21 protein-coding genes and 1 pseudogene are annotated in these 24,189 nt (G+C 66.8%); 18 read left to right on the forward strand and 4 right to left on the reverse strand.

The features are described 5' to 3' along the window. The 13 genes and pseudogenes from ftsW to dnaE all read left to right on the forward strand — a co-directional run. A pseudogene (ftsW, locus tag MRBLAR12_RS04435) lies at positions 1–1,320 on the forward strand (putative lipid II flippase FtsW); the annotation flags it as partial. A 280-nt stretch (positions 1,321–1,600) separates the two neighbouring features. Beyond that, complete coding sequence (gene murG, locus MRBLAR12_RS04440) at positions 1,601–2,725, forward strand: undecaprenyldiphospho-muramoylpentapeptide beta-N-acetylglucosaminyltransferase (protein ID WP_229994731.1); 1,125 nt, start codon at positions 1,601–1,603, stop codon at positions 2,723–2,725. Between the two features lie 4 nt (positions 2,726–2,729). Beyond that, positions 2,730–4,130, forward strand: a complete 1,401-nt coding sequence (murC, locus tag MRBLAR12_RS04445) for a UDP-N-acetylmuramate--L-alanine ligase (protein WP_364743865.1) — start codon at positions 2,730–2,732, stop codon at positions 4,128–4,130. After that, positions 4,123–5,022, forward strand: coding sequence for a cell division protein FtsQ/DivIB (locus MRBLAR12_RS04450; RefSeq protein WP_364743868.1), 900 nt, complete (start codon positions 4,123–4,125; stop codon positions 5,020–5,022). The genes murC and MRBLAR12_RS04450 overlap by 8 nt, the downstream gene beginning before the upstream one ends. 308 nt (positions 5,023–5,330) lie before the next feature. Beyond that, the gene (gene ftsZ / locus MRBLAR12_RS04455; protein WP_229994728.1) at positions 5,331–6,548 is read left to right on the forward strand and encodes a cell division protein FtsZ; all 1,218 of its coding nucleotides are present in this window, start codon (positions 5,331–5,333) and stop codon (positions 6,546–6,548) included. Positions 6,549–6,662: 114 nt separating this feature from the next. Continuing rightward, the gene (locus tag MRBLAR12_RS04460; RefSeq protein ID WP_229994727.1) at positions 6,663–7,442 is read left to right on the forward strand and encodes a polyphenol oxidase family protein; all 780 of its coding nucleotides are present in this window, start codon (positions 6,663–6,665) and stop codon (positions 7,440–7,442) included. Beyond that, entirely contained in the window at positions 7,435–8,232 is a 798-nt protein-coding gene (locus MRBLAR12_RS04465) for a YggS family pyridoxal phosphate-dependent enzyme (protein WP_229994726.1), read from the forward strand. Before MRBLAR12_RS04460 ends, MRBLAR12_RS04465 begins: the two co-directional genes overlap by 8 nt. Positions 8,233–8,320: 88 nt before the next feature. After that, entirely contained in the window at positions 8,321–8,851 is a 531-nt protein-coding gene (locus MRBLAR12_RS04470) for a cell division protein SepF (RefSeq protein ID WP_026266243.1), read from the forward strand. A gap of 137 nt (positions 8,852–8,988) precedes the next feature. Continuing rightward, positions 8,989–9,297, forward strand: a complete 309-nt coding sequence (locus MRBLAR12_RS04475) for a YggT family protein (RefSeq protein WP_229994725.1) — start codon at positions 8,989–8,991, stop codon at positions 9,295–9,297. 161 nt (positions 9,298–9,458) lie between these two features. Then, positions 9,459–10,157: a DivIVA domain-containing protein gene (locus MRBLAR12_RS04480; RefSeq protein WP_229994724.1), complete on the forward strand. Its 699-nt coding sequence runs from the start codon at positions 9,459–9,461 to the stop codon at positions 10,155–10,157. A 151-nt stretch (positions 10,158–10,308) separates the two neighbouring features. Beyond that, positions 10,309–10,887, forward strand: a complete 579-nt coding sequence (gene lspA / locus MRBLAR12_RS04485) for a signal peptidase II (protein ID WP_229994723.1) — start codon at positions 10,309–10,311, stop codon at positions 10,885–10,887. Continuing rightward, positions 10,880–11,842, forward strand: coding sequence for an RluA family pseudouridine synthase (locus MRBLAR12_RS04490; RefSeq protein WP_229994722.1), 963 nt, complete (start codon positions 10,880–10,882; stop codon positions 11,840–11,842). Before lspA ends, MRBLAR12_RS04490 begins: the two co-directional genes overlap by 8 nt. A 144-nt stretch (positions 11,843–11,986) precedes the next feature. After that, entirely contained in the window at positions 11,987–15,544 is a 3,558-nt protein-coding gene (gene dnaE / locus MRBLAR12_RS04495) for a DNA polymerase III subunit alpha (protein WP_364743876.1), read from the forward strand. Positions 15,545–15,624: 80 nt separating this feature from the next. On the opposite strand, the gene MRBLAR12_RS04500 is transcribed toward dnaE, so the two are convergent. Continuing rightward, complete coding sequence (locus tag MRBLAR12_RS04500; RefSeq protein WP_018772361.1) at positions 15,625–16,083, reverse strand: flavin reductase family protein; 459 nt, start codon at positions 16,081–16,083, stop codon at positions 15,625–15,627. A gap of 196 nt (positions 16,084–16,279) precedes the next feature. Between MRBLAR12_RS04500 and MRBLAR12_RS04505 the strand changes: the two genes are divergently transcribed. The 3 genes from MRBLAR12_RS04505 to nrdR all read left to right on the forward strand — a co-directional run bounded on the left by MRBLAR12_RS04505 (position 16,280) and on the right by nrdR (position 18,923). Beyond that, positions 16,280–16,843, forward strand: a complete 564-nt coding sequence (locus MRBLAR12_RS04505) for a hypothetical protein (RefSeq protein ID WP_364743879.1) — start codon at positions 16,280–16,282, stop codon at positions 16,841–16,843. 76 nt (positions 16,844–16,919) lie between these two features. Further along, complete coding sequence (hisD, locus tag MRBLAR12_RS04510; RefSeq protein WP_414645462.1) at positions 16,920–18,272, forward strand: histidinol dehydrogenase; 1,353 nt, start codon at positions 16,920–16,922, stop codon at positions 18,270–18,272. A gap of 147 nt (positions 18,273–18,419) precedes the next feature. Beyond that, positions 18,420–18,923 (forward strand): transcriptional regulator NrdR, encoded by a 504-nt coding sequence (gene nrdR, locus MRBLAR12_RS04515; protein ID WP_229994718.1) that lies wholly within the window; start codon positions 18,420–18,422, stop codon positions 18,921–18,923. Positions 18,924–19,129: 206 nt separating this feature from the next. Here the strand turns inward: nrdR and ppgK are convergent, their stop codons facing one another. Both ppgK and map read right to left on the reverse strand, forming a co-directional pair. Then, positions 19,130–19,933, reverse strand: coding sequence for a polyphosphate--glucose phosphotransferase (gene ppgK / locus MRBLAR12_RS04520; RefSeq protein WP_229994717.1), 804 nt, complete (start codon positions 19,931–19,933; stop codon positions 19,130–19,132). Positions 19,934–20,031: 98 nt separating this feature from the next. After that, positions 20,032–20,910: a type I methionyl aminopeptidase gene (gene map, locus MRBLAR12_RS04525; protein WP_364743886.1), complete on the reverse strand. Its 879-nt coding sequence runs from the start codon at positions 20,908–20,910 to the stop codon at positions 20,032–20,034. A 142-nt stretch (positions 20,911–21,052) separates the two neighbouring features. Here map and MRBLAR12_RS04530 point away from each other — a divergent pair, with 142 nt between their 5' ends. Then, positions 21,053–21,217: an SPOR domain-containing protein gene (locus MRBLAR12_RS04530; RefSeq protein WP_139164280.1), complete on the forward strand. Its 165-nt coding sequence runs from the start codon at positions 21,053–21,055 to the stop codon at positions 21,215–21,217. A 144-nt stretch (positions 21,218–21,361) separates the two neighbouring features. Beyond that, on the forward strand, positions 21,362–23,392 hold the full coding sequence (locus tag MRBLAR12_RS04535; RefSeq protein WP_229994715.1) for a phage holin family protein: 2,031 nt from the start codon (positions 21,362–21,364) through the stop codon (positions 23,390–23,392). 31 nt (positions 23,393–23,423) lie between these two features. On the opposite strand, the gene MRBLAR12_RS04540 is transcribed toward MRBLAR12_RS04535, so the two are convergent. After that, positions 23,424–24,182 (reverse strand): MBL fold metallo-hydrolase, encoded by a 759-nt coding sequence (locus MRBLAR12_RS04540; RefSeq protein WP_364743889.1) that lies wholly within the window; start codon positions 24,180–24,182, stop codon positions 23,424–23,426. Positions 24,183–24,189: the final 7 nt, after the last annotated feature.

Raw genomic sequence — 24,189 nt, forward strand, 5'->3', positions numbered from 1 at the left:
ATGGTCAGCACGCCCACACGTACGACGGCGGCACGACCCGCCGGAGGCGGTGCCACCAGTGGCAAGTCCGCCGGCAGCAGGACGCCTTCGGCTACCGCGTCAACGGCCGGCAGGCCCTCCGTCACCCCGGCAGCCCGGGTGCGTGCCTGGAACCGCGGATTCTGGTCGGCGCTCGAAGGCACCGGCAAGTCCCGCAACGGATCCACGTACTACCTGATCCTTGGCTCCACCCTGGCCCTGACGGCGATCGGCATCATGATGGTCCTCTCCGCCTCCAGCGTGGAAGCCATCGCTGCGGGGGAGTCACCGTACTCCGCTGCCCTCAAACAGGGCGGATTCGCCGCCATTGGCCTCTTCGCCATGTTTGTCCTTTCGCGCGTCAACGTCGCCTGGCTCAGGCGCGTGGCCTGGGGGCTCATGTTCTTGGCCATTGCGCTGTTGGGCCTGGTCCTCCTCGTGGGACGCAGCGCCCTGGGCAACCAGAACTGGATCGACGTCGGCCCGTTCACCTTCCAGCCCTCCGAAGCCGCCAAGCTTGCCCTGGCGCTTTGGATGGCCACGGTGCTTGACCGCAAAGCCAAGCTCCTCCAGGAGTGGCGCCACGCGCTCATTCCGGTCGTGCTCCCGGGCGCTATTGTGGTCCTTGGCCTCATCCTCGCCGGAAACGACCTCGGCACGGCCATGATTGTGATGATCATTGTGGCCGCCGCACTGTTCTTCGCCGGAGTCCGGCTCTCCTTCTTCGGCATTTCCGGGGCGTTACTGGCCATAGGCGCGACCGTCCTCGCCGTCACGAGCCCGAACCGGATGTGCCGTATCCTGTCATGGACGGGCCAGACCTGTGCCGATGGCTCCGACCTGAACTACCAGTCCACCAACGGTCTGTACGGGCTCGCGTCCGGCGGATGGTTCGGCGTCGGACTGGGCCAGAGCCGGCAGAAGTACAGCTGGATCCCGGAAGCGCACAACGACTTCATCTTCGCGATCATCGGCGAGGAACTCGGACTGGTGGGCACGCTCGTGGTCCTGGTCCTCTTCGCTATCCTCGGCACCGCCATCTACCGCGTCGTCGTCGCACAGCACGATGTCTTCCACCGCGTCCTGGCCGGCGCGATCATGGTCTGGCTGCTGGGCCAGGCCAGCGTCAACATGGCCGTGGTCACGGGGCTGGCACCGGTGATCGGCGTCCCGTTGCCCTTCATTTCCTACGGCGGCTCGGCCCTGCTGATGTCGCTGTGCGCAATCGGCGTCGTCCTGTCCCTGGCCAGGGCCCAGATGGACCCCGGCATGCAGCCGAAGAAGATGCTCAGGTTCGGCCCGGCCGCGTTCGCGAATTCCGTGCGGAGCGCCCGCGCTGCCCGGGCCACCAGCAATGCAGCCAGCCGATCCGCCGCCCGTGAAGCCTCCCGTCCCGCCACCAAGGGCGCCGGGAACGGATCCGGGAGCCCGTCTCGGAGTGCCGCCAAAAATTCATCGGCCAAAATCCCCAACAGCAAGAACCCCACCAGCAAGAACCCCACCGGCAAGAACCCCACCGGCAAGAACCCCACCAGCAAGAACCCCGCCTCCAAGAACCGTACGAAAGCGTAAACAGCCCTTCATGAACACCGAGTCGCCCTTGTCCGTGGTCCTCGCCGGCGGCGGAACCGCCGGTCATATCAGCCCGCTGCTGGCCATTGCCGGCGCCCTCCGGCAGTCCCGCCCCGGAGTGCAGCTCCTGGCTGTCGGGACTCCAGGAGGGATGGAAGAGCGGCTGGTACCGGCCGCCGGGCTGGACCTCGCCACCATCAGCCGGGTCCCGCTCCCGCGCAAGCCTTCCACGGACCTGCTCCGGCTTCCCGGGCGGATGGCCGGTGCCGTGAAGCAAGCGGGCTCCATCCTTGATGAGGCAGCCGCCGACGTCCTGGTGGGAGTCGGCGGCTATGTGTGCACGCCGATGTACCTCGCGGCCCGGCGCCGGAAGATCCCGATCGTGGTCCACGAGGCCAACACCCGCCCCGGCCTGGCAAACCGGGTCGGCGCACGCCTCGGCGCCCACGTGGCCGTCGCCTTCGCCGCGACCAAACTGGGCCGCGCGCGGCACGTGGGCATGCCCATGCGCCCCGAGATCTCCGGCCTCGACCGCGCTGCCGCCCAGGCCGGGGCGCGGCAGGCGCTCGGACTGGACGCGGACAAACCGACGCTGATCGTCACGGGCGGCTCCTCGGGCGCCCAGAGCATCAACCGGTCCCTCGCCGCGGCCGTCGGAGCCCTCGCCGACGCCGGCGTGCAGACCCTGCACATCACCGGTCGCGGCAAGTCCGTGCACGACGCCGACGGCAAGCCGCTCGCCGCGCCGGGCTACCGGCAGGTGGAATACGTGGACGGCATGGAAACTGTTTACGCCGCGGCTGACCTGCTGCTGGCCCGTGCCGGAGCCGCCACGGTCTGCGAGGTGGCCGCGGTGGGCGTCCCCGCCGTCTTCGTCCCCCTGCCCATTGGCAACGGCGAGCAGGCGCTGAACGCGGCGGGCCTGGTCGCGGCAGGCGGCGCCCTGATCGTCGACGACAAGGCCTTCTCCGCTGACTGGATCCGCGAGAACATCATTCCCCTGCTGCTGGACACGGACAAGCTGGCCCGGATGGCCGCCAGCTCCGAACAGCTCGGGATCCGGAACGCGGACCGGCGCATGGCCGATCTCATCCTCGAAGTCGCGTCCACAAACCAGCACGGCAGGAAGCAGTAAAGCAATGACCCAGCCCCAGCACGGAACCCGTTCCCTGGCATCCCTCGGCCGCGTCCACTTCATCGGCATCGGCGGCGTCGGCATGTCCGCCGTTGCCCGCATCATGGTGGCGCGCGGCATCCCGGTGAGCGGCTCCGACGCCAAGGCGCTGCCCGTCATGGCGGATCTGGCAGCCGCCGGGGCCCGGATCGCCGTCGGCTACGGTCCCGGGAACCTCGGCGACGCCCAGACGGTGGTCGCCGGCTCTGCGATCCGGCCCGACAACCCCGAGCTCGCAGCGGCCCGCGCCGCCGGGCTCCCGGTGCTGCACCGCTCCGAGGCGCTGGCCGCCACCATGGCGGACGACACCGTGGTGGCAGTGGCCGGAACGCACGGCAAGTCCACCACGACCTCCATGATCACGGTGCTGCTGCAGGGCGCCGGACTGGACCCGTCGTTCGCCATCGGCGCCAACGTCCCGGCGCTCGGCGTCAACGCGGCCCACGGCACCTCGGGAATCTTCGTCGCGGAGGCCGACGAGTCGGACGGCTCCTTCCTGAACTACCGCCCCACGATCGCCGTGGTGACCAACGTCGAGCCGGATCACCTGGACTTCTACGGCACCGCCGAGGCCGTCTACGCCTCCTTCGACAGCTTCACGGCCCTGCTCCCGGCGGACGGCGTCATGGTGGCCTGCGCGGACGACCCCGGGGCCAGGGCCCTCGCCGAGCGCACCCTGGCCCGCGGCAACACCCGCGTGGTCCTGTACGGGACGGCGGCCGACGCCGCCATCCGGCTGCACGACGCCGAACCGGGGCGGATGGGGATCTCGACAGCGGCCGGCACCTTCGGCGTCGAACTCCAGGTTCCGGGCCGGCACAACGCGCTCAACGCTGCCGCCGCCTTCGCCGTGGCGGTCGAACTCGGCGTCGCGCCGGAGACCGCGGCTGCGGCACTGGCCCACTTCTCCGGTGCCTCGCGCCGTTTCGAATTCAAGGGGGAAGGGCGGGGCGTCCGCGTCTACGACGACTATGCCCACCACCCCACGGAAGTCCGGGCCGCCCTGTCCGCGGCACGGGCCGTCGCCGGGGAGCATAAGGTGCACGTACTCTTCCAGCCCCACCTGTTTTCCCGGACCCGCGAGTTTGCGCGCGAGTTCGCCGAAGCCCTCAACACGGCGGACACGGCCTTGGTCCTGGACATCTATCCTGCCCGCGAAGATCCCATTCCCGGCGTCACCAGCGGGCTGATCGCCGAGCACCTGGGCTCCGGCGGCCGCCTCGTGGGACCGGGCGGGGAGGCTGTGGAGGCTCTGCTGGCGGACGCCGGACCCGGGGACATCGTCCTGACAGCCGGCGCGGGCGACGTCACGGCCTACGGGCCGCTGATTGTCGACGCCCTCACGGTCGAGGCCGCCGGTGCCTAGCACCAGGCGCCCCACCTACCGGGGCGGATCCAACGCTTCCGGAACCGGCTCCCGGCCGCCCGGCGGAGCGGGCACGGATGTCATTTCGGCGTCCAAGAACGCCGCGGACACGGCCGGCGGCAACGCACAGAACCCGCGGAACCCGCAGGGCACATCGGGCAAAGAGCCCGGCAACGTGCTCTCCTTCCCCGAGCCCAAGGGCAAACGCCGCCGGCGCATCGTGCTCAGTACCATCGGCATCGTGGCCGTGCTGATGGCGGGGATCGTCGCAGCCGCCGTGTACTCGCCTGTGCTCGCCCTGCGGACGGTCACGGTGGAGGGCACGAAGATGCTGAACCCGGATCAGGTTCAGGCCGCCCTCGCGCCGCTCCAGGGCAAGCCCCTGCCGCAGATCAGCGAGGAGGAGGTCACGGCCCTGCTCAAGCCGCTGGTCCAGGTCAAGGACGTCACCGTGAAGGCGCTGCCGCCCGCCACCTTGCAGGTTCACGTCACCGAGCGCATTCCCGTGGCCCTGGTCAAGCAGGGCAAGACATTCCAGCTGGTGGACGTCGACGGCGTCCAGCTCAGCACCACCGCGGATGCCGCCACGGTATCGCTCCCGGTGATCGACGGCGGCAGCGGGACGCTGCCGAAGGACCTGTTCCAGGCCATCACTGCGGTGCTGGGGGCACTGCCGGCGGATGTGCTGGCGCGGCTCTCCAACGCCTCCGCCGCCTCCGCCGACGCCGTCGAACTCAAACTCGTCGACGGGCAGACAATCGTCTGGGGCAACGCGGGGGAGAAGGAGCTGAAGGCGCGGGTCCTTTCGGCCCTCCTGAAGGTCCCGGCCGATCCGAAGAACCCCGTCAAGGTCTACGATGTCAGCGTGCCCCGGCACCCTGTCACCCGGTAGCTGCGGCCACTTCCGCCGCGCTCCGGGACTCCGGACGTGGCGCCGGCAGGCACACGGATGCGTCCGCGCACTCGCCGAGGGGCGAGCGCGGGACGTCCAGCCGCCCGCGGGAGTACATACAGGGGCTATTTACCCGGTATTACCGCGACACGCGGCGCCGGTTATTGAATGTCCCCGGCATAGGAAATACCGTCACAGACATGAGTTACTTGACATAACTATAACCTTCAAGTCGAAGGTTAAGGTTCAAAGCTTCAAGCAGGACTCGACCAGATTTCGCATTAGTACACGAACAAGGGACACGTAACGTGGCAGCTCCGCAGAATTACTTGGCCGTCATCAAGGTCGTCGGCATCGGCGGCGGTGGCGTGAACGCAGTCAACCGCATGATCGAGGTCGGTCTTCGCGGCGTCGAATTCATCGCCATCAACACCGATGCCCAGGCATTGTTGATGAGCGATGCCGACGTCAAACTCGACGTCGGGCGTGAGCTGACCCGTGGTCTCGGTGCTGGCGCGAACCCTGAGGTTGGCCGGCAGGCCGCGGAGGACCACGCCGATGAAATCGAAGAGGTCATCCGGGGCGCGGACATGGTCTTCGTCACCGCCGGCGAAGGCGGCGGAACCGGTACAGGCGGCGCCCCCGTCGTCGCCCGGATCGCCCGTTCCCTTGGCGCCCTAACCATCGGCGTCGTGACGCGTCCCTTCACCTTCGAGGGCCGCCGCCGGGCCGGCTCCGCCGAGGCCGGCATCGACGCACTGCGCGATGAAGTCGACACCCTGATCGTGATCCCGAACGACCGTCTGCTCTCCATCAGCGACCGCAACGTCTCGGTCCTGGATGCGTTCCGCTCCGCCGACCAGGTGCTGCTCTCCGGCGTCCAAGGCATCACGGACCTCATTACGACCCCCGGCCTGATCAACCTCGACTTCGCCGACGTCAAGTCCGTCATGCAGGGTGCCGGTTCCGCGCTGATGGGCATTGGTTCTGCCCGCGGCGAAGACCGTGCCGTCAAGGCCGCGGAACTGGCCATCGCCTCGCCGCTGCTGGAGGCATCGATCGACGGCGCCCACGGTGTCCTGCTCTCCATCCAGGGCGGCTCGGACCTTGGCCTGTTCGAAATCAACGAGGCTGCCCGCCTGGTCCAGGAAGTCGCCCACCCGGAGGCCAACATCATCTTCGGCGCCGTGATCGACGACGCCCTCGGCGACGAGGCACGCGTCACCGTCATCGCAGCCGGCTTCGACGACGTGAAGGCCACCTCGCCGTCCATGGACCAGTCCCTGCCGGCCGCGCCGCAGCGGCCCGCGTCCGCCGCCCCCGCTCCGGCGCAGGCACCCGCCTCCGCCCCGGTGCAGCCGCTGCACGCCACTGTCGGCGCCTCCGGCTACGGCGGCTGGGGCCAGCAGCGTCCCTCAGCCATACCGGCTGACTCGGGCTTCGACGTCGACCTGCCGGCCGTCGTGGAGCCGGACCTGTCCGGCCGGCACTCCGATGACCTGGATGTCCCGGACTTCCTCAAGTAAATCGTTCTGCTTCAGCATGGCACCGCCGCCCGGCGGTGCCATGCTGCTTTGCGGCGGGTTACGGTGGATTGTATGAACGTAGGTATTCCGGACATGTCGATGGCGGTGTTGTGATTGTTTTGCTGGCGGGCTGAAGTCCGGCCGGGCGTGTGGGTGGCCTTCACCGACGCCGGAGCCGGGAACCTGGCACTGCATGTTGGCGACGACCCCGCGGCGGTCCGCCGCCGGCGCGCGGAGCTCGAAGCGGCCGCCGGGCTAGGTGGGCGATCCTTCCGGTACATGAACCAGGTCCACGGCAATGACGTCGCCACGATCGTTGGCTCCACGGCCGCACCGGCGGCAGCGGACGCCGCGGGCCAGGTTCCGGCAGCCCCCACGGCCGATGCCATGGTCTCCCTGACCGAGCCGCTGGCCGTCCTGGTGGCGGACTGTGTGCCGGTGGTACTGGTCGGCGAGGACGCTGCTGGGGCACCCGTCCTCGGGGTCGTCCATGCCGGACGGCCCGGCGTTGCCGCCGAGGTGGTGCCGGCCGCTGTGGCCCGCCTGCGGGAGCTCGGCGCGGACCGCATCAGCGCCTGGGTGGGGCCCTCGGTCTGCGGCCGCTGCTATGAGGTCCCCGAATCGCTGCGCGCGGACGTTGCCGCCACCGTGCCTGCCACCTGGTGCACCACGTCCACCGGCACCCCCGGCCTGGACCTGCCGGCAGGTGTCAGGAGCCAGCTGGAAGCAGCGGGCGTCGCGATCGAATACTCCGGGGGCTGCACCCTCGAGGACAACACCCTGTTCTCCTACCGCCGCAACAGCCACACCGGCCGCTTCGCCGGGCTGGCATGGACGGACGGGACTGACGGGACGCACGGGACGGACGGGAACAGGGCGCATGGCCATGACTGAGCCGGTGGACGTACCGGACACAAACACGTACAGGCCGGTCAACGTGCCGGGGGAGAGCCGGCAGGACGCGCTGGAGGGCCCGCGGCTTGCCCAGCTGGACGCGAACCTCTCGGCCGTCCGCCGCAGGATCGACGCCGCCGTTACCGCCGCCGGCCGCACGGCGACGCCACCACGCCTGATCGTCGTCACCAAGTTCCATCCGGCGCAGGACGTCCGGCGACTGGCGTCGCTGGGCGTCACCGACGTCGGCGAAAACCGGGACCAGGAGGCCGCGGAAAAGGCGGCGCAGCTCGAAGACCTCGGCCTGAGCTGGCACTTCATCGGCCAGCTCCAAAGCAAGAAGGCCAAGTCCGTGGTGAAGTACGCCGCGTCCGTGCACTCCGTGGACCGGGAAGCCCTGGCTTCCGCACTCGCCAAGGCGATGGCAGCCGAAAGTGAACGCACCGGGCGCCCGCCCCTGGACTGCTTCATCCAGGTCAGCCTGGACGAGGCCTCCGGGGCGCACCGCGGCGGCGCAGCCCCCGACGAGGTCCCGGCACTGGCCGAGCAGCTGGCCGGTGCTGCCGGGCTAAGGCTCGCGGGCGTCATGGCCGTCGCCCCGCTCGGGGCGGATCCGGCGGCCGCCTTCGAAAATCTGGCACGCATTTCCGGGCGGCTGAGAGAACAATTTCCGGACGCCACGGGAATATCCGCCGGAATGAGCCAGGACCTCGAAGAGGCCGTCCGCTTTGGGGCGACACACCTGCGCATTGGCTCCGATATTCTCGGTCCGCGTCCGGCCCTGCGGTAAGTTCGAACGTATTGGAAGGTAATGGCGGGGATTCCAAGGCTATCTAGTCATTAAGCGGCCCGCTTACGGACAAGATTAGGAGTCGACCATGGCTGGCGCTCTGCGCAAGACAATGATCTATCTTGGGCTCGCCGACGGCGACGAACACTACGAGTCTGAGCACCCCACACCGCACAAGGATGAGGACGAATCCATGGAGCAGGACCGCGAGGAACGACGTGCGCCGGCGCCCGTCCGCGAGGTCCCCCGGGAAGAGCCTCACGCCGCTGAAGAGGAATATCGCGCACCTGTGACACCCATCAAGCGTGCGGCATCGAGCCGCGAAGAGACCACCGGACTCCGGCAAATCACTACCATCCACCCGCGGTCGTACAACGACGCCAAACTCATCGGCGAAAGCTTCCGCGACGGCATCCCCGTCATCATGAACGTCACCGACATGGGGGAGGCCGACGCCAAGCGCCTCGTGGACTTCTCCGCCGGACTGGTTTTCGGCCTCCGCGGCAGCATCGAACGGGTGACGAACAAGGTCTTCCTGCTCTCGCCGTCGTACATCGAAGTCATTGGCGATGACAAGAAGGTCAGCGAGACGCAGGCAAGTTTCTTCAACCAGAGCTAGGCCCGAATATTCGGTACGGATGCCAGGCGGGGACACCTGCCTGGCATCCCTGCGGAATTATCCGTGTTGAAATAGAAGTGACACTTTCCTTAGGACACTGCGGTATCCGGAATGAACATGGAGATATGAGTTAGCTCATGGGATTTGTTTTCGGGCTCGTCTATATCGCGCTGTTGCTATTTTTTGTGGCGTTGATCATCCGCCTGGTCTACGACTGGGTGCAGATGTTCGCCCGAAGCTGGCGGCCGCGCGGTTTGGCACTCGTGGCCGCCCATGCTGTGTATTCGGTCACGGACAAGCCCCTCAAGCTGCTCCGCCGGCTCATCCCGCCGCTGCGGCTGGGCGGAATATCGCTGGACATTGGCTTCCTGCTGCTGTTCGTGGCCGTCAGCGTGGCGATGTGGATCGTCAAGGGCCTGGTGTACGCCCAGCCTGTCGCAGCATGAGCCACCGGGCCGAGCAGGGGACTTGCCCGGGCCGAGGCCCAACCGAAAGAAACTCCGGTTTGACACTGCGGTGTTGAATTAGAGGAACCAGACCATATTTAGGTACCGTAGTTTTGACGGCCGGAAGGCCTACTGACTAACTAGACCAACGAGGTGACCAGATGGCTTTGACGCCAGAAGACGTTGTCAACAAGCGCTTTCAGCCGACCAAGTTCCGCGAAGGCTACGACCAGGACGAGGTTGATGACTTCCTGGACGAGATCGTCGTCGAACTTCGGCGCCTGAACCAGGAGAACGACGAGCTCCGCAAGAAGCTCGCCGAATCCGGCGCCGGCACGCCTGCCAGCTCCGCAGCCGCCGCACCCGTGGTGGAGAAGGTCCCGGCGCCCGTCAAGGCCGAGAAGGAAGACACCGCCAAGGCCGAGGCCGAGGCCAAGGCAAAGGCAGCAGCCGCTGAAGCTGCCAAGAAGAAGGAAGCCGAGCAGGCTGCCAAGGCAGCCCAGGCAGTCCAACCGGCACGTAACGCTGCCACCCCGGCTTCCGAGTCCGCCGCCGGCCTGCTGGCCATGGCGCAGCAGATGCACGACAAGCACGTCGCCGACGGCGAGCAGCAGCGGGACAAGATCATCGCTGAAGCCCAGATCGAGGCCAGCAGCCTTGTCAACGATGCGCAGGAAAAGTCCCGCAAGATCCTTGGTGCCCTCGAGCAGCAGCGCTCCGTGCTCGAACGCAAGGTCGAGCAGCTTCGCGGCTTCGAGCGTGACTACCGCTCACGCCTGAAGGCCTACATTGAGGGCCAGCTCCGTGACCTCGATGCCCGTGGCTCCGTTGCGGCCCCTGAGGTCGAGGCCAACAGCTAGGCAAAAGCCAAGTATTCTGAAAGTCGGTGGCTGAGGTTTCCTCGGCCGCCGGCTTTTCATTTTTCCGCAACGTGCCGCCACCGGTCCGGTGCACGGCGCTTGCCGGGTACCCGGCCCCTGGTCTCCGCACTGGCTCCCGAACGAAAGCCCTATGACTGACGCACCATCACCAGACGCCATTCAGCCTGTCGACGCGGCACAGCCCGTGCAGGCCCGGCCGCGCCGGGCCAAGCTGTTTGTCCTGTTCGCTGCCTTCGCGGTGTTCGCCTATGTGTTCGACCAGCTGACCAAGCTCTGGGTAACGAGCACCATGACTGAGGGCGAGCGGATCGCCGTTTTTCCACCGCTGCTGCACTGGTTCTACATCCGCAACTCCGGGGCGGCGTTTTCGATCGGCGAGAACGTCACGTGGGTGTTCACGATCATCATGGCGGCCGTGTCTGTCGCAATCCTGCTGCAGCTGCGCAAGCTCGGCTCGCTCTGGTGGGCGTTGGCGCTGGGACTGCTGCTGGGCGGCGCACTCGGCAACCTGACGGACCGGCTGTTCCGCGAGCCCTCGTTCGCAATGGGCCACGTGGTGGATTTCATCCAGCTGCCAAACTTTGCGATCTTCAACATCGCCGACTCGGCCGTGGTTTCCGCCGTCGTGATTATCTGCCTGCTCACCTTCCGCGGGATCTCCCTGGACGGCTCGCGCCACACGAAGGATACGGTGGCCAAGGATGTCTGAGAACACCCCGGATAACGCGACAGCCGCGGGGCCCTTGCGGTTCACCGTCCCGGAGGACCTGGCCGGTTCCCGCGTGGACGCAGGCCTGGCCAGGCTGATGGACATCTCCCGGTCCCAGGCGGCCGCCCTGATCGCGGAGGGCAACGTCTCCAGCGATGCCAAGCGGGTTGGGAAGTCGCTCAAGCTCACCCCCGGCACCGTGCTCGACGTCGTCGTGCCGGACCGCAGGGACCCCCTGGAAATCGTGGAGGAAGTAGTGGACGACCTGTTGATCCTGCTGGACGATGACGAGTTTGTTGTCATCGACAAGCCGGTGGGTGTGGCAGCCCATCCCTCGCCCGGCTGGGTGGGACCCACGGTGGTCGGTGGCCTCGCCGGTCTCGGCTACCGGATCTCGACGTCGGGCGCCCCCGAGCGCGCGGGCATCGTCCACCGGCTCGACGTCGGGACCTCCGGCGTCATGGTGGTCGCCAAGACCGAAAACGCCTACACCGTGCTCAAGCGGGCCTTCAAGGAACGCACCGTGGACAAGGTTTACCACGCCGTCGTCCAGGGCCTTCCCGACCCGCTGGCGGGAACCATCGACGCGCCCATTGGCCGCCACCCGGGCCATGACTGGCGCTTCGCCGTGATCGAGGACGGCCGTGATTCAGTGACGCACTACGAGGTCCTGGAAGCCTTCGGGAAGGCCTCGCTCGTGGAGGTGCACCTCGAAACGGGCCGCACCCACCAGATCCGTGTGCACTTCGCGGCCCTGCGGCACCCCTGCGCCGGTGACCTCACCTACGGCGCGGACCCGCGGCTGGCCGCCAACCTCGGACTGACCAGGCAGTGGCTGCACGCCCGGGAACTCTCCTTCGACCACCCGCGGACGGGGGAGCGGGTTACCGTCAGCAGCGAGTACCCGCAGGACCTGAAGTATGCGCTCGAGGTCCTGGAATCCGGGAACGCCTGAGCTGTCCGGCGCGGGCGGCCGGATCCACTCCGGTCCCAGTTTGCTCTTAGTTTCCGCGGCGGATCCCGCCGGCCTGTCCGGCAGGTTCCGTTCCGGCCGTCGTGGTTGCACGCCGCCGTCGTGGCACGGCACTAGAATGGTGCGGTGACTTCCAGCAACGACTCGTTTGTCCATCTCCACAACCACACCGAGTACTCGATGCTGGACGGTGCCGCCCGGCTCGGTGAGCTGTTCGACGAAACCGAGCGGCTCGGCATGCCGGCCCTCGCCACGACGGACCACGGCTACCTGTTCGGCGCCTTCGACTTCTGGAAGCGGGCAACCGACCAGGGCATCAGGCCCATCATCGGCGTCGAAGCCTATGTGACTCCCGGGACCGCACGCACGGACAAGACCCGTGTGCGGTGGGGCGAGGAGCACCAGCGCAAGGATGACATTTCCGGCGGTGGCTCCTACACGCACATGACCCTGCTCAGCTACAACAACGTGGGCATGCGGAACCTCTTCCGGGCTTCCTCGATCGCCTCACTGGATTCGGTCTTCGGCAAATGGCCCCGGCTGGACCGTGAGCTGCTGAACACGTACTCGGAAGGGCTCATCGCCACCACCGGCTGCCCGTCCGGTGAAGTCCAGACCCGGCTGCGCCTGGGCCAGTACCGCGAAGCGCTTGAGGCCGCGGCCGAGTTCCGCGACATCTTTGGTGCGGAGAACTACTTCTGCGAGCTCATGGACCACGGCCTGGACATCGAGCGGCGCGTCACCGGTGACCTGCTGCGCCTGGCCAAGGACCTGAACCTGCCGCTGGTGGCCACCAACGACCTGCACTACACGCACGAGCACGACGCGAAGGCGCATGAGGCCCTGCTGGCCATCCAGTCCGGTTCCACGCTCCTGGAGCCGACCTACGACAACGGCGGTTCGCGCTTTGCCTTCTCCGGCAGCGGCTACTACCTGAAGTCACCGCAGGAAATGCGGGAGCTGTTCCGCGACCACCCGGAGGCGTGCGACAACACGCTCCTGATCGCCGAGCGCTGCGAAGTCTCGTTCAACACCGGCGCCAACTACATGCCGCGGTTCCCCTGCCCGGAAGGGGAGGACGAAACGTCCTGGCTGGTCAAGGAAGTCGATAAGGGACTTCAGTACCGCTATCCCAAGGGCATCCCGGACAAGGTCCGCAAGCAGGCCGACTATGAGCTGGAAGTCATCACCTCCATGGGCTTCCCGGGCTACTTCCTCGTGGTGGCCGACTTCATCAACTGGGCCAAGAACAACGGCATCCGGGTCGGTCCCGGGCGCGGCTCCGGTGCCGGCTCCATGGTGGCGTACGCCATGCGCATCACCGACCTTGACCCGCTGCACCACGGCCTGATCTTCGAACGCTTCCTCAACCCGGACCGCGTCTCGATGCCTGACTTCGACGTCGACTTCGATGACCGGCGCCGGTCCGAAGTGATCGATTACGTCACGCGCAAGTACGGTGACGAACGTGTGGCGATGATCGTCACCTACGGCACCATCAAGACCAAGCAGGCCCTCAAGGACTCCTCGCGCGTGCTGGGCTATCCGTTCAGCATGGGCGAGCAGCTGACCAAGGCGCTGCCGCCGGCCGTGATGGCCAAGGACATTCCGCTGGCCGACATTCAGAACTCCCAGTCCAAGCGCTACAGCGAGGCGGGGGACTTCCGCCAGCTGATCAGCACTGACCCGGAGGCCGCCAAGGTCTTCGAGACGGCACTGGGCATTGAGGGCCTGAAGCGGCAATGGGGCGTGCACGCCGCCGGTGTCATCATGTCCTCGGACCCCATCATCGACGTGATTCCGATCATGCGCCGCTTCCAGGACGGCCAGGTCATCACCCAGTTCGACTATCCGACCTCCGAAGGCCTCGGCCTGATCAAGATGGACTTCCTCGGGCTGCGAAACCTGACGATCATTTCCGATGCCCTGGAAAACATCAAAATGAACCGGGGCATCGACCTCGACCTCGAAACCCTTGAGCTGGATGACACGGCGTCCTACGAGCTGCTGGCCCGGGGAGACACGCTGGGCGTTTTCCAGCTCGACGGCGGACCCATGCGCTCCCTGCTCAAGCTGATGAAGCCTGACAACTTCGAAGACATCTCCGCCGTGCTGGCCCTCTACCGGCCCGGACCCATGGGCGCCAACGCGCACACCGACTACGCGCTGCGCAAGAACAAGATCCAAGAGGTCATCCCGATCCACCCGGAGCTGGAGGAACCGCTGTCCGAAATCCTCGGCGGGACCTACGGGCTGATCGTGTACCAGGAGCAGGTTATGGCCGTGGCGCAGAAGCTCGCGGGCTATACCCTGGGCCAGGCGGATATCCTGCGCCGCGCCATGGGCAAGAAGAAGAAGTCCGAGCTGGACAAGCAGTTCGCCGGCTTCTCCCAGGGCATGCAGGACAACGGCTATTCCATGGCCGCGGTCAAGACCCTCTGGGACATCCTGCTGCCGTTCTCCGACTACGCCTTCAACAAGGCCCACTCGGCCGCGTACGGCGTCATCTCCTACTGGACGGCGTACCTGAAGGCGCACTACGCGCCGGAGTACATGGCGGCCCTGCTGACTTCGGTGGGGGACGATAAGGACAAATCGGCCATCTACCTCAACGAATGCCGGCGGATGGGCATCACCGTGCTGCCGCCCGACGTCAATGAGTCAGCCCTCAACTTCACCCCTGTTGGCACTGACATCCGCTTCGGCATGGGCGCCATCCGCAATGTCGGCGTGAACGCCGTCGAAGCCATGGTGGTGGCGCGCGAAAAAGAAGGCGCCTACACGTCCTTCAAGGACTACCTCATGAAGGTCCCCGCGGTGGTCTGCAACAAGCGGACCATCGAATCGCTGATCAAGGCCGGTGCCTTCGACTCGCTGGGACACCACCGCCGGGCTCTGGCCATGATCCATGAAGAGGCGATCGACTCCGTCATCACGCTCAAGCGCAACGAGGCGATTGGCCAGTTCGACCTCTTCGCCGGCTTTGAGGACCAGGAGCCCGAGGCGTCGCTCAGCACGGAAATCCCGGACCTGCCGGAATGGGAGAAAAAGGACAAGCTGGCGTTCGAGCGCGACATGCTGGGCCTCTACGTCTCCGACCACCCGCTGCAAGGTTTGGAAGGGCTCCTGAGCCAGCACGCCGACCGGTCAATCACCTCGATCATCGCCGAAGACGGCCCGCCGGACGGCTCGATCGTGACCATCGCGGGAATGATCACCTCGCTCAGCCGAAGGATCGCCAAGGCGAGCGGCAACGCCTACGCCCGCGCCGAAATCGAGGACCTCGCCGGTTCCATGGAGGTCATGTTCTTCGGCCAGGTCTACGGCCCCATCGCCTCGGTGCTCGCGGAGGACCTGATTGTGGTGGTCAAGGGTCGCCTGCAACGGCGCGACGACGGCGCCGTCACCTTGAACTGCATGGAACTTTCCGTGCCGGACCTCAGCGACAGCCAGAACGGGCCCGTGGTGATCACCATGGCCACGCACAAGGCCACCGAGGCCGTGGTCACTGAGCTGGGCGACGTGCTGCGCACCCACCGCGGAAACTCCGAGGTCCGGCTGCACCTGCAGGGCGACACTCGGGTGGAGGTCATGGGCCTGCCGGTGCATTTGCGCGTCAACCCGAGCCCGTCGCTGTTCGGCGATTTGAAGGTGCTGCTGGGCCCGACGTGCCTGGATAACTAGCCGCAGTCACTAACGCATGCCGCTAGCCCCGGTCACTAGCGCCGGCGACTAGCCCGGTCACCAGTGCCGGCCAGCGGTCCCTAGATCTCGTAGTCGAGCGGAACCGGCTGGCTGTACGCCCCGGAGTGGTAGAGCAGGGGAACGCCGTCGTCGCCGACCTGGCCCTCCACCACCTCGACCACCACAACGGCGTTGTTCTCAAAGGAGAGCCGCATCTGGACCTTGCCGATCAGCCAGCCGCTGACTCCCTTGAGCACGGGCACCTCATGGGGTCCGAGCTCCCAGTGGTCGCCGTCGAACCGGTTGCCGGCCCGGGCGAAGCGGTCGGCGAGCTCCTGGTTTTCCAGCCCGAGCATGTGCACGCCAATGTAGGTTGTGTTCGCCACAGCCGGCCACGAGCTGGAGGTCCTGGCCATGTTGAACGTGAAGCGCGGCGGCTTGGCGGACAGCGAGGCCACGGAGGTTGCCGTGAATCCGAACGGTACGCCGTTGTGGTTGGCCGTGATGATGGCCACGCCCGCCGCGTGCCGACGGAACATTTCCTTGAACGTCCCCTCGAAAACTCCTTCATCTGTGGCCACTGCGATCCAACTCCCTGCTGCACGTGCGTGTCATACTTCCTACTCTGCCAGCGTATTCCGCAGGGGAATCGAGTATGGCATTTTGATTACTTCCGCCGTCATGTGCTGCCGGGCTTCGTCATGCGCCGGCGGAATCCTTGTTACGGTTTGTTGCATGACACAGCCCGCACTAGACGGCCCCGTCCACCACGCCGGGGAGCCCGCGCAGCCGCTCCGGCCCGCGTCTCCAGAGCAGCAGCGCGGACCCGGCGGAAACCCGTGGCGCAAGGCCGCGGTCATCGCGGCCGCCGGTGTCCCGGTGGGGTTGCTCTGGTGGCTGCTGGCGCCGTCGGGCCTGAATCTCCTGACGGGAGACCCGGACCTCGCCGCCGGCACCAACACCGCAACCTGGCTGCCCAGGGACCTGGTGCTGGCAGGGCTGTGCCTGCTCGCAGGGTGCATCGCCGGGTCGTTCGTCGCCGGCACCAAGCACCACCAGCCCGGTCCCGGAACCGTCATCCTGGTGGTCCTGGCCGGTGCCGCAGGTGCGCTCATCGCGTGGGGAACCGGCGTGCTCAGCGCCCAGTGGTGGGGAGCGCCGGCGGATACCTCCGCCAGCGCCAGCGTCGCCTTCTCACTGCGCTCCTATGCGGTCCTCGCCATCTGGCCCGCGGCGATCGCCCTGGCCATCTTCCTGAACAGCCTCTTCCCGGGCTCCGGCGGCAAAGCCCGCCGCTGACGCCAGTGCCGGCGCGCCGGGGCAGGGCACGTAAAATGATCGGGTGAGCCTAACTCCTGACAGCCCCGTGACCCCGATGACCGCCGCCCTCAACTTCCGCACGGTGGACGTGCGCGGTGCGCAACTGTCCCTCGCCGGACTCCGCGCTGCCGTGCCCCGGGCACAGTCCGGCACCATGGCGGACGCCGAGGGCAAGGTCCTGGACATCATCGCCGCTGTCCGCACGCGCGGCTTCGGCGCACTCCGGGAGCTGGCCCTTGCCTTCGACGGCGTCGAGCAGGCGCATCCCCGCGTCCCGGCCGAGGCGCTGCGTGCGGCCCTTGAGGGCCTGGACCCCGCCGTACGCGCGGCACTCGAGGAATCCATCAAGCGGGCCCGCGCCTTCGCCGACGCCCAGCGCCCGGCGAACATCGACGTCGAACTGGGCGTTGGCGCCGTCGTGAGCCAGAACTGGGTGCCGGTGGCGCGTGTGGGGCTCTATGTCCCCGGCGGCCTGGCGGTCTACCCGTCCTCGGTGATCATGAACGTGGTCCCGGCACTGGCCGCCGGCGTCGAATCTATTGCCCTGGCCTCGCCGCCGCAAAAGGACTTCGGCGGCCTTCCGCACCCCACAATCCTGGCGGCAGCCTGCCTGCTGGGCATCGAGGAGGTCTACGCGATCGGCGGGGCGCAGGCCATCGCCGCCTTCGCCTACGGCATCCCGGCCGACACGTCCGACGGCGGCAACCTCCCCGGGATCGACCCCGTGGATGTCGTGACCGGTCCGGGCAACATCTTCGTGGCAACTGCCAAGCGGCTGGTCAAGGGGGTCGTGGGGATCGATTCCGAGGCCGGCACCACCGAGATTGCGATCCTCGCGGACTCCACCGCCAGTCCCGCCCTCGTGGCCGCGGACCTCATCAGCCAGGCAGAACACGACCCCAAGGCGGCATCGGTTCTCTTCACCGACTCAGAGGCCCTCGCCGCCGACGTCCGCGTGGAGCTTGAGCGGCAGGCCGCAGCCACCAAGCACTCCAGCCGCGTCCGCGAGGCACTCTCCGGTCCGCAGTCCGGCGTGGTCCTGGTCGAGGACCTGGCGCAGGGCATCGCCGCCTGCGACGCGTACGCCGCGGAACACCTTGAAATCATGACCGCCGATGCCGCCCGGGTGGCCAGTCGGATCCGCAGCGCCGGCGCGATCTTCGTGGGCGACTACAGCCCGGTGAGCCTGGGCGACTACTGCGCAGGCTCCAACCACGTGCTGCCCACCAGCGGCACGGCGGCTTTCTCCTCGGGACTGAACGTGACAACGTTCCTGCGCGCCATCCAGGTCATCAACTACACCCGGTCCGCGTTGGAGCAGGTCAGCGGCCACATCGTCAGCCTCTCCGGCGCGGAGGACCTGCCCGCGCACGGCGAGGCCGTCACGGTGCGGTTCGCCGCCCGGTAGCAGGCACAGACCACTACATGTAGTAATTACAGGCTTGTTATTCAGCTACATGTAGTCGTAAACTGGGGACACAGGGCAGCGCCGACTGCACTGATACAGCATTGAAACAGCATTGACGCCGCGGATTGCGACAGGGGAGGAACCGACATGTATTGCCCGTTCTGCCGAAACCCTGATTCGCGCGTCGTGGACAGCCGGATCGCCGACGACGGTTCCGCCATCCGGCGCCGCCGTCAGTGCCCCGAATGCGGCCGACGGTTCACCACGGTGGAGACCACCAGCCTGACCGTCATCAAGCGCTCCGGCGTCGGTGAGCCATTCAGCCGCAGCAAAGTCATCAACGGCGTCCGCAAGGCCTGCCAGGGCCGTCCGGTCACGGAGGACGATCTCGCCCTGCTGGCGCAGGAAGTCGAGGAGGCGATCCGGGGCTCCGGCGCCGCCGAAATCGATGCCCACGAAGTCGGGCTGGCGATCCTGGAGCCGCTGCAGCGTCTCGACGAGGTCGCCTACCTGCGGTTCGCCAGCGTCTACCAGGCCTTCGAATCGCTGGAGGACTTCGAATCGGCGATTTCCCTGCTTCGCCACGAGGCGGAGACCAAGGGCCGGGACGGCAAGAGCCCGGACAAACGTCCGCTCCAAGCGCCGTCGTAGATTCAGTTCCGTCGTAGTTTTTGATTCTCGTGTCTTAGTGACTGTGTCCTAGGATCCACACCACAGACTCCGGTGGTGGCAGCGGAGGGGAAGCCGCTGCCACCACCGGCTCCACCAAAAATATTGAGCTATCACTCCGGGTCGTTCCCAGCGTTCAGAACGGCCCGGAGTGATAGCTCAATTGGCTTTTACAGCTGAATGCGCCTCTATTTGGCCAGCTTGTGCTTCAGCGCAATCTCGATGGCCGCGCCCACGATCCCGGCGTCATTCTTCAGTTCGGCCGGGACGATCGGAGTGCGCAGCTTCATGCGCGGCAGGTACTCGTCGGCGCGCTTGGAGATGCCGCCACCCACGATGAAGAGTTCGGGGGAGAACAGGAACTCCACGTGGGAGAAGTAGCGCTGCAGCAGCACGCTGTACTGTTCCCAGCTGAGGCCCTCGCGCTCACGGGCCACGGCCGAGGCTTTGGTCTCGGCGTCGAAGCCGTCGATCTCCAGGTGGCCAAGTTCGGCGTTGGGAACCAGCTTGCCGTCGAAGATGAAGGCGGAACCGATGCCGGTGCCAAGGGTGATCACCAGGACGGTGCCGGCGATCCCCTCGCCGGCACCGAAGCGGGCCTCGGCGAGGCCGGCGGCGTCGGCGTCGTTGATGACCTCTACGGGGCGGCCCAGACGTGCCGTGAGCATGGCATCGATGTCGGCTTCCAGCCAGGACTTGTCCACGTTCGCGGCCGAGTGGACCACGCCGTGCTGAATGATGCCGGGGAAGGTGACACCCACGGGGCTGCTGGCGTCGGGGGCGCCGGCACGTGCCGTGAGCTCGGCGACAACCTGCGCGACGACTTCGGCCACGGACTCGGGGGTGGAGGGCTGTGGCGTGGGGAAGCGCACGCGGTCGCCGATCAGCTTCCCCTTCTTGAGGTCCACGATCCCGCCCTTGATACCGGTCCCGCCGATGTCAATGCCGATCAGAGGGGCGTTCTTCTTCGACTTCTCGTCCTTCTTGGCCAAATTCGTTCCGTTCGTGGCAGGGGCGGGCGGTAGGGACCGGACAGGGCCGGCTGGTGCAGAGCGGGATGTTCGGGGAAATAGCGTGTGGAGCGGGACAGTCAGGGCAGCGTGAGGACCTCGGCACCGGACTCCGTGACGAGCAGGGTGTGCTCGAACTGGGCAGTGCGCTTGCGGTCGCGGGTCACGACGGTCCATTCATCGGCCCACATGTCCCAGTCAACGGTGCCCAGGGTCAGCATTGGCTCGATCGTGAACACCATACCGGTTTCGATGGTGGTGTTGTACGCGGGCGCGGCGTCGTAGTGCGGAATGATCAGCCCGGTGTGGAAAGCTTCGCCGACTCCGTGTCCGGTAAAGTCGCGGACCACGCCGTAGCCGAAGCGTTTTGCGTAGGACTCGATGGTCCGGCCGATCACGTTGATTTCGCGTCCCGGAGCTACGGCCCGGATGGCGCGGTTCAGCGATTCCCGGGTGCGCTCGACGAGGAGCCGGGATTCCTCGTCGACATCGCCGACCAGGAACGTGTAGTTGGTGTCGCCATGAACGCCGCCGACGAAGGCCGTGATGTCGATGTTGAGGATGTCGCCGTCCTGGATCACGGTGCTGTCCGGGATCCCGTGGCAGATGACCTCGTTGAGGGAGGAACACAGGGACTTCGGAAAACCCCTGTAGCCGAGGGTGGAGGGGTACGCGTTGTGGTCCAGCAGGAACTCGTGGCCAACCCGGTCCAGATGGTCGGTGGTGACGCCGGGTTCGATTTGCTTGCCGACCTCCACGATGGCCTGGGCAGCGATCTTGGAGGCGAACCGGATCTTTTCGATGGTCTCTGCCGACTTGACCTCTGAGCCTGTGAACTTTGCCGGAGCCGGCTTGCCCACATATTCCGGACGCGGGATGGAGTGCGGTACGGGAAGCTGCGGGCTCACTGTCCCCGGGACAAGCGTGCCGATGGGTGCAGTCGAGGCTAGAGAAGGCATAGATTGATCATATAAGGTGCCGGAACAGCTCGGAAAACAGAGTCCGGAAAACAGAGTCCGGAAAATAGGGCCCGGAAAATACATCCGGAAAGAGCAGCAAAAACAGCAGGAAAACAGCTGGAAAAACAGTGAAGGAACCCCGATGCCCGAATACTGGTACAACGTCAACACTCACGAGATCGAGGAAGACGCGATGTCCGACTGGAGTCAGTTGATCGGACCGTACAAGACCCGTGAGGAAGCCGAACACGCCCTGGAGAAGGTCAAGGCGCGTAACGAGGCGTGGGAAAAGGACGAGGACGACTAGCCTGTTTCGGCCTGCCGCGCAGGTGGGGGCATCCGCTGGCAATCGCAGACCGGACAACGCGCACGGGGGCTGATTTTTCTCAGCCTGTCATTCTCACCCTGCGAGGGTGAGTGCCAGCCGGTTACGGCCAGCCATACTGAGAAAATGCCGACCAGCGCTATCCGCACCCGCGGCGCCCGAGTCACCGACCTGGCCAGGCTGGCCCTTGCCTGGGCTGCTTCGACTGCAGCCCTCATTATCACCGGCGCCCTGCTGCCAGGGTTCTCAGCAACCAGTTGGTGGGCCTACGCCGCAGTGGCAGCAGTGGCGGGCATCGTCGGTCTGGTGCTCCGCCCCGCGCTGGTGGAGATCTCCGCCCGGGTGGGCTGGCTGGCGGTGCTTCTCACCGCTTTGATCGGGCAGGCCCTGATCATGTACGTCGCCATCCGCCTGGTGCCCGGCATCGAGTCGACGGCATGGACCGCACTTGCCGCGACCTGGGTCAGTGCCGTCGTGGGCACGCTCATCTCGTGGGCCACCACGGCCGGGACTGATGACGGACTCATCACCTCGCTGGCCGGAAGGGCACGCCGGCAGGAAACGGTGACGGATCCGGAAGTTGACGGCGTCCTGTTCGTGCAACTCGACGGCGTCCCCTTCCCGGTACTGCAGTGGGCGGTCCAATCCGGGGCAGTACCCCATATCCGGCGCTGGCTGACATCGGGGGATTACCAGTTCCGTGAATGGACTCCGCAGCTGCCGTGCACCACGCCAGCCAGCCAGCTGGGCATTCTGCACGGGACCGTCGACGGGATCCCCGCCTTCCGGTGGTATGACCGTGAGCTCAAACGGGTCCTGGTGGCCAACCGTCCGGCAGACGCCCGGGTGATCGAGGAAAGGCACAGCACCGGCCAAGGCCTGCTCTGCGACGACGGCGTCTCCATTTCGAATCTGTTCACCGGTGACGCGCCCCGATCGCTATTGACGATGAGCCGGGTGGAGGTCCGGCGCGGTTCCACCCAAACCCGTCGTGCGTTCGCGTGGTTTTTCGCTTCGCCGAACGGATTCATGCGCAGCTTCACGCGGACAGTCGCGGAGATCCTCAAGGAGCGTTGGCAGGCCCGGAGACAGGTCAAGCGTGACCTCAACCCGCGTGTGCATCGAGACTGGACCTTCGCCCTGCTGCGAGCCGTCACCAACGCTCTGCTGCGAGACCTGAACACGGCCTTGGTGGCGGAGGAGCTGCGTCGTGGCACGAAGGTCATCTATGTCGACTACGTCGACTACGACGAGATCGCCCACCATGCAGGCATGTTCCGGCCCGAATCCCTCGCCGCCCTCGATGGCCTGGACCGCACGCTCGGATCCCTGGCCCAGCTCGCCGGGTCCGCCCCCCGCCGCTACCGGCTGGTGGTGCTCTCGGACCACGGCCAGTCCCAGGGCACCCCGTTCGCCGACCGGTATGGCCAGGCGCTCGGCGATCTGTGTGCGGAACTGATGAACGAACAGGTTCAGAACGTGGACGCGTCCGTCGAGGGGCTTGGGCGCGCGGACTCCATCGCCGGCGACATTGCGGCCGGCGGGATGACCGGGAAACTGGCCGGCCGTGCCGATAAGGTGCTGACCAAGGCGCAGCAGACGTCGGCTCCCGGCGACGCCGAGGATCCGGTGGTCGTGTTGGGTTCAGGCAACCTGGGCCTGGTCTACGTGCGGGGTGACCGGCGCTTGACTCTCCGAGCCCTCGAGAGCCAGTGGCCAGCCCTGATCCCGGGCCTGGCAGGCCATCCCGGTGTCGGGTTTGTCGCCGGCATTGATGACGACGGCCAGTCGTGGGCGATCGGAAGCGGTGGGCGCCTCAACCTCACCAGCGGCGCGGTGGAGGGCATCGATCCGTTGGCCGGCTTCGGCTCCCACGCGGCGCGGGTGCTCGCCCGGGCGATGATGCACCCCGAGGCACCGGATTTATATGTGAACAGCGCGGTCGATCCAGTGACCGACGACGTCTCAGCATTCGAAGGCCTCGTCGGATCCCACGGGGGCCTCGGCGGTTGGCAGGACCGCGCCATGCTGATCGGCCCGGCCGACCTCATGGCGGGGCTGCCCGAGCGGATCGAGGGTGCCGGAGAACTCCACCGGGTGCTGGTGGGAATGCTCGAGTCCTGCGGCCAACGAGCCACGACGGCATTCCACAATTGAGTGACTGGATTGAATGACTGGGCTGAGCGACTCACTCGGGCGCTACCCATGACTGGCCGGGAGCGAGGACCACTGCCGTGCAGCCAGGAGCCTGCTCCGCCACGGCCTCAGCAAACCGGTGCCCGGGCTGCTCAAACCAGCTCCGGGCAAAATGTGTGACGAACGGAGGGTGCAGCGTTCCCCAGTGCACCGGTACGGCGAATCGCGCGCCGCTCATCGCGACAGCCCGGGCGGCGCTCTCCGGAGACAGGTGTCCCGCCGAGAGCCTCGGTCCCCACCCCCAGACCGGCACCAGGGCGACATCGATGGGCCCTCCCGCCATGGCGGGGATCGCGGCCATCTCCGGATACAAACTCGTGTCACCGGCGATCCAGACGATGCCCGATGGGCCCCGAACGAGTTGGCCATTGGCGTCGTTGGGACGGTGCGGCATAGGGCGGCTGCGATGCTCGGCGGGCACCTGGCGAATCTCGACCCCGCCGCCTACCGGCGTCCAGCCGTCCCCCAAAGGAACCGTGTGCAGCAGCTTTCTGCGACGCAACCAGGCAACGTTCGCCGGAGCGCTCATCAGCGCTGCCCCGCGGAGCATGCGCAGGGAGCGCAGCTCGGCGTGGTCGTGGTGCAGGTGGGAGAGCAGCACCACGTCCGGTCGGCTCCACGACTCCGGGGCCGGCCGCGGTGCCAGGCGTCGCAACAGCCCGGCATGGGGACGAAGCAGCGGGTCGGTCAGGACCCGAACTCCGTCGAGATCCAGAACCACCGAGGAGTGACCAAGCCAGGTGATTCTCATGCCGGGC

It is taken from the genome of Arthrobacter sp. LAR12-1-1.1 (assembly GCF_040676555.1).
GTDB lineage: Bacteria > Actinomycetota > Actinomycetes > Actinomycetales > Micrococcaceae > Arthrobacter.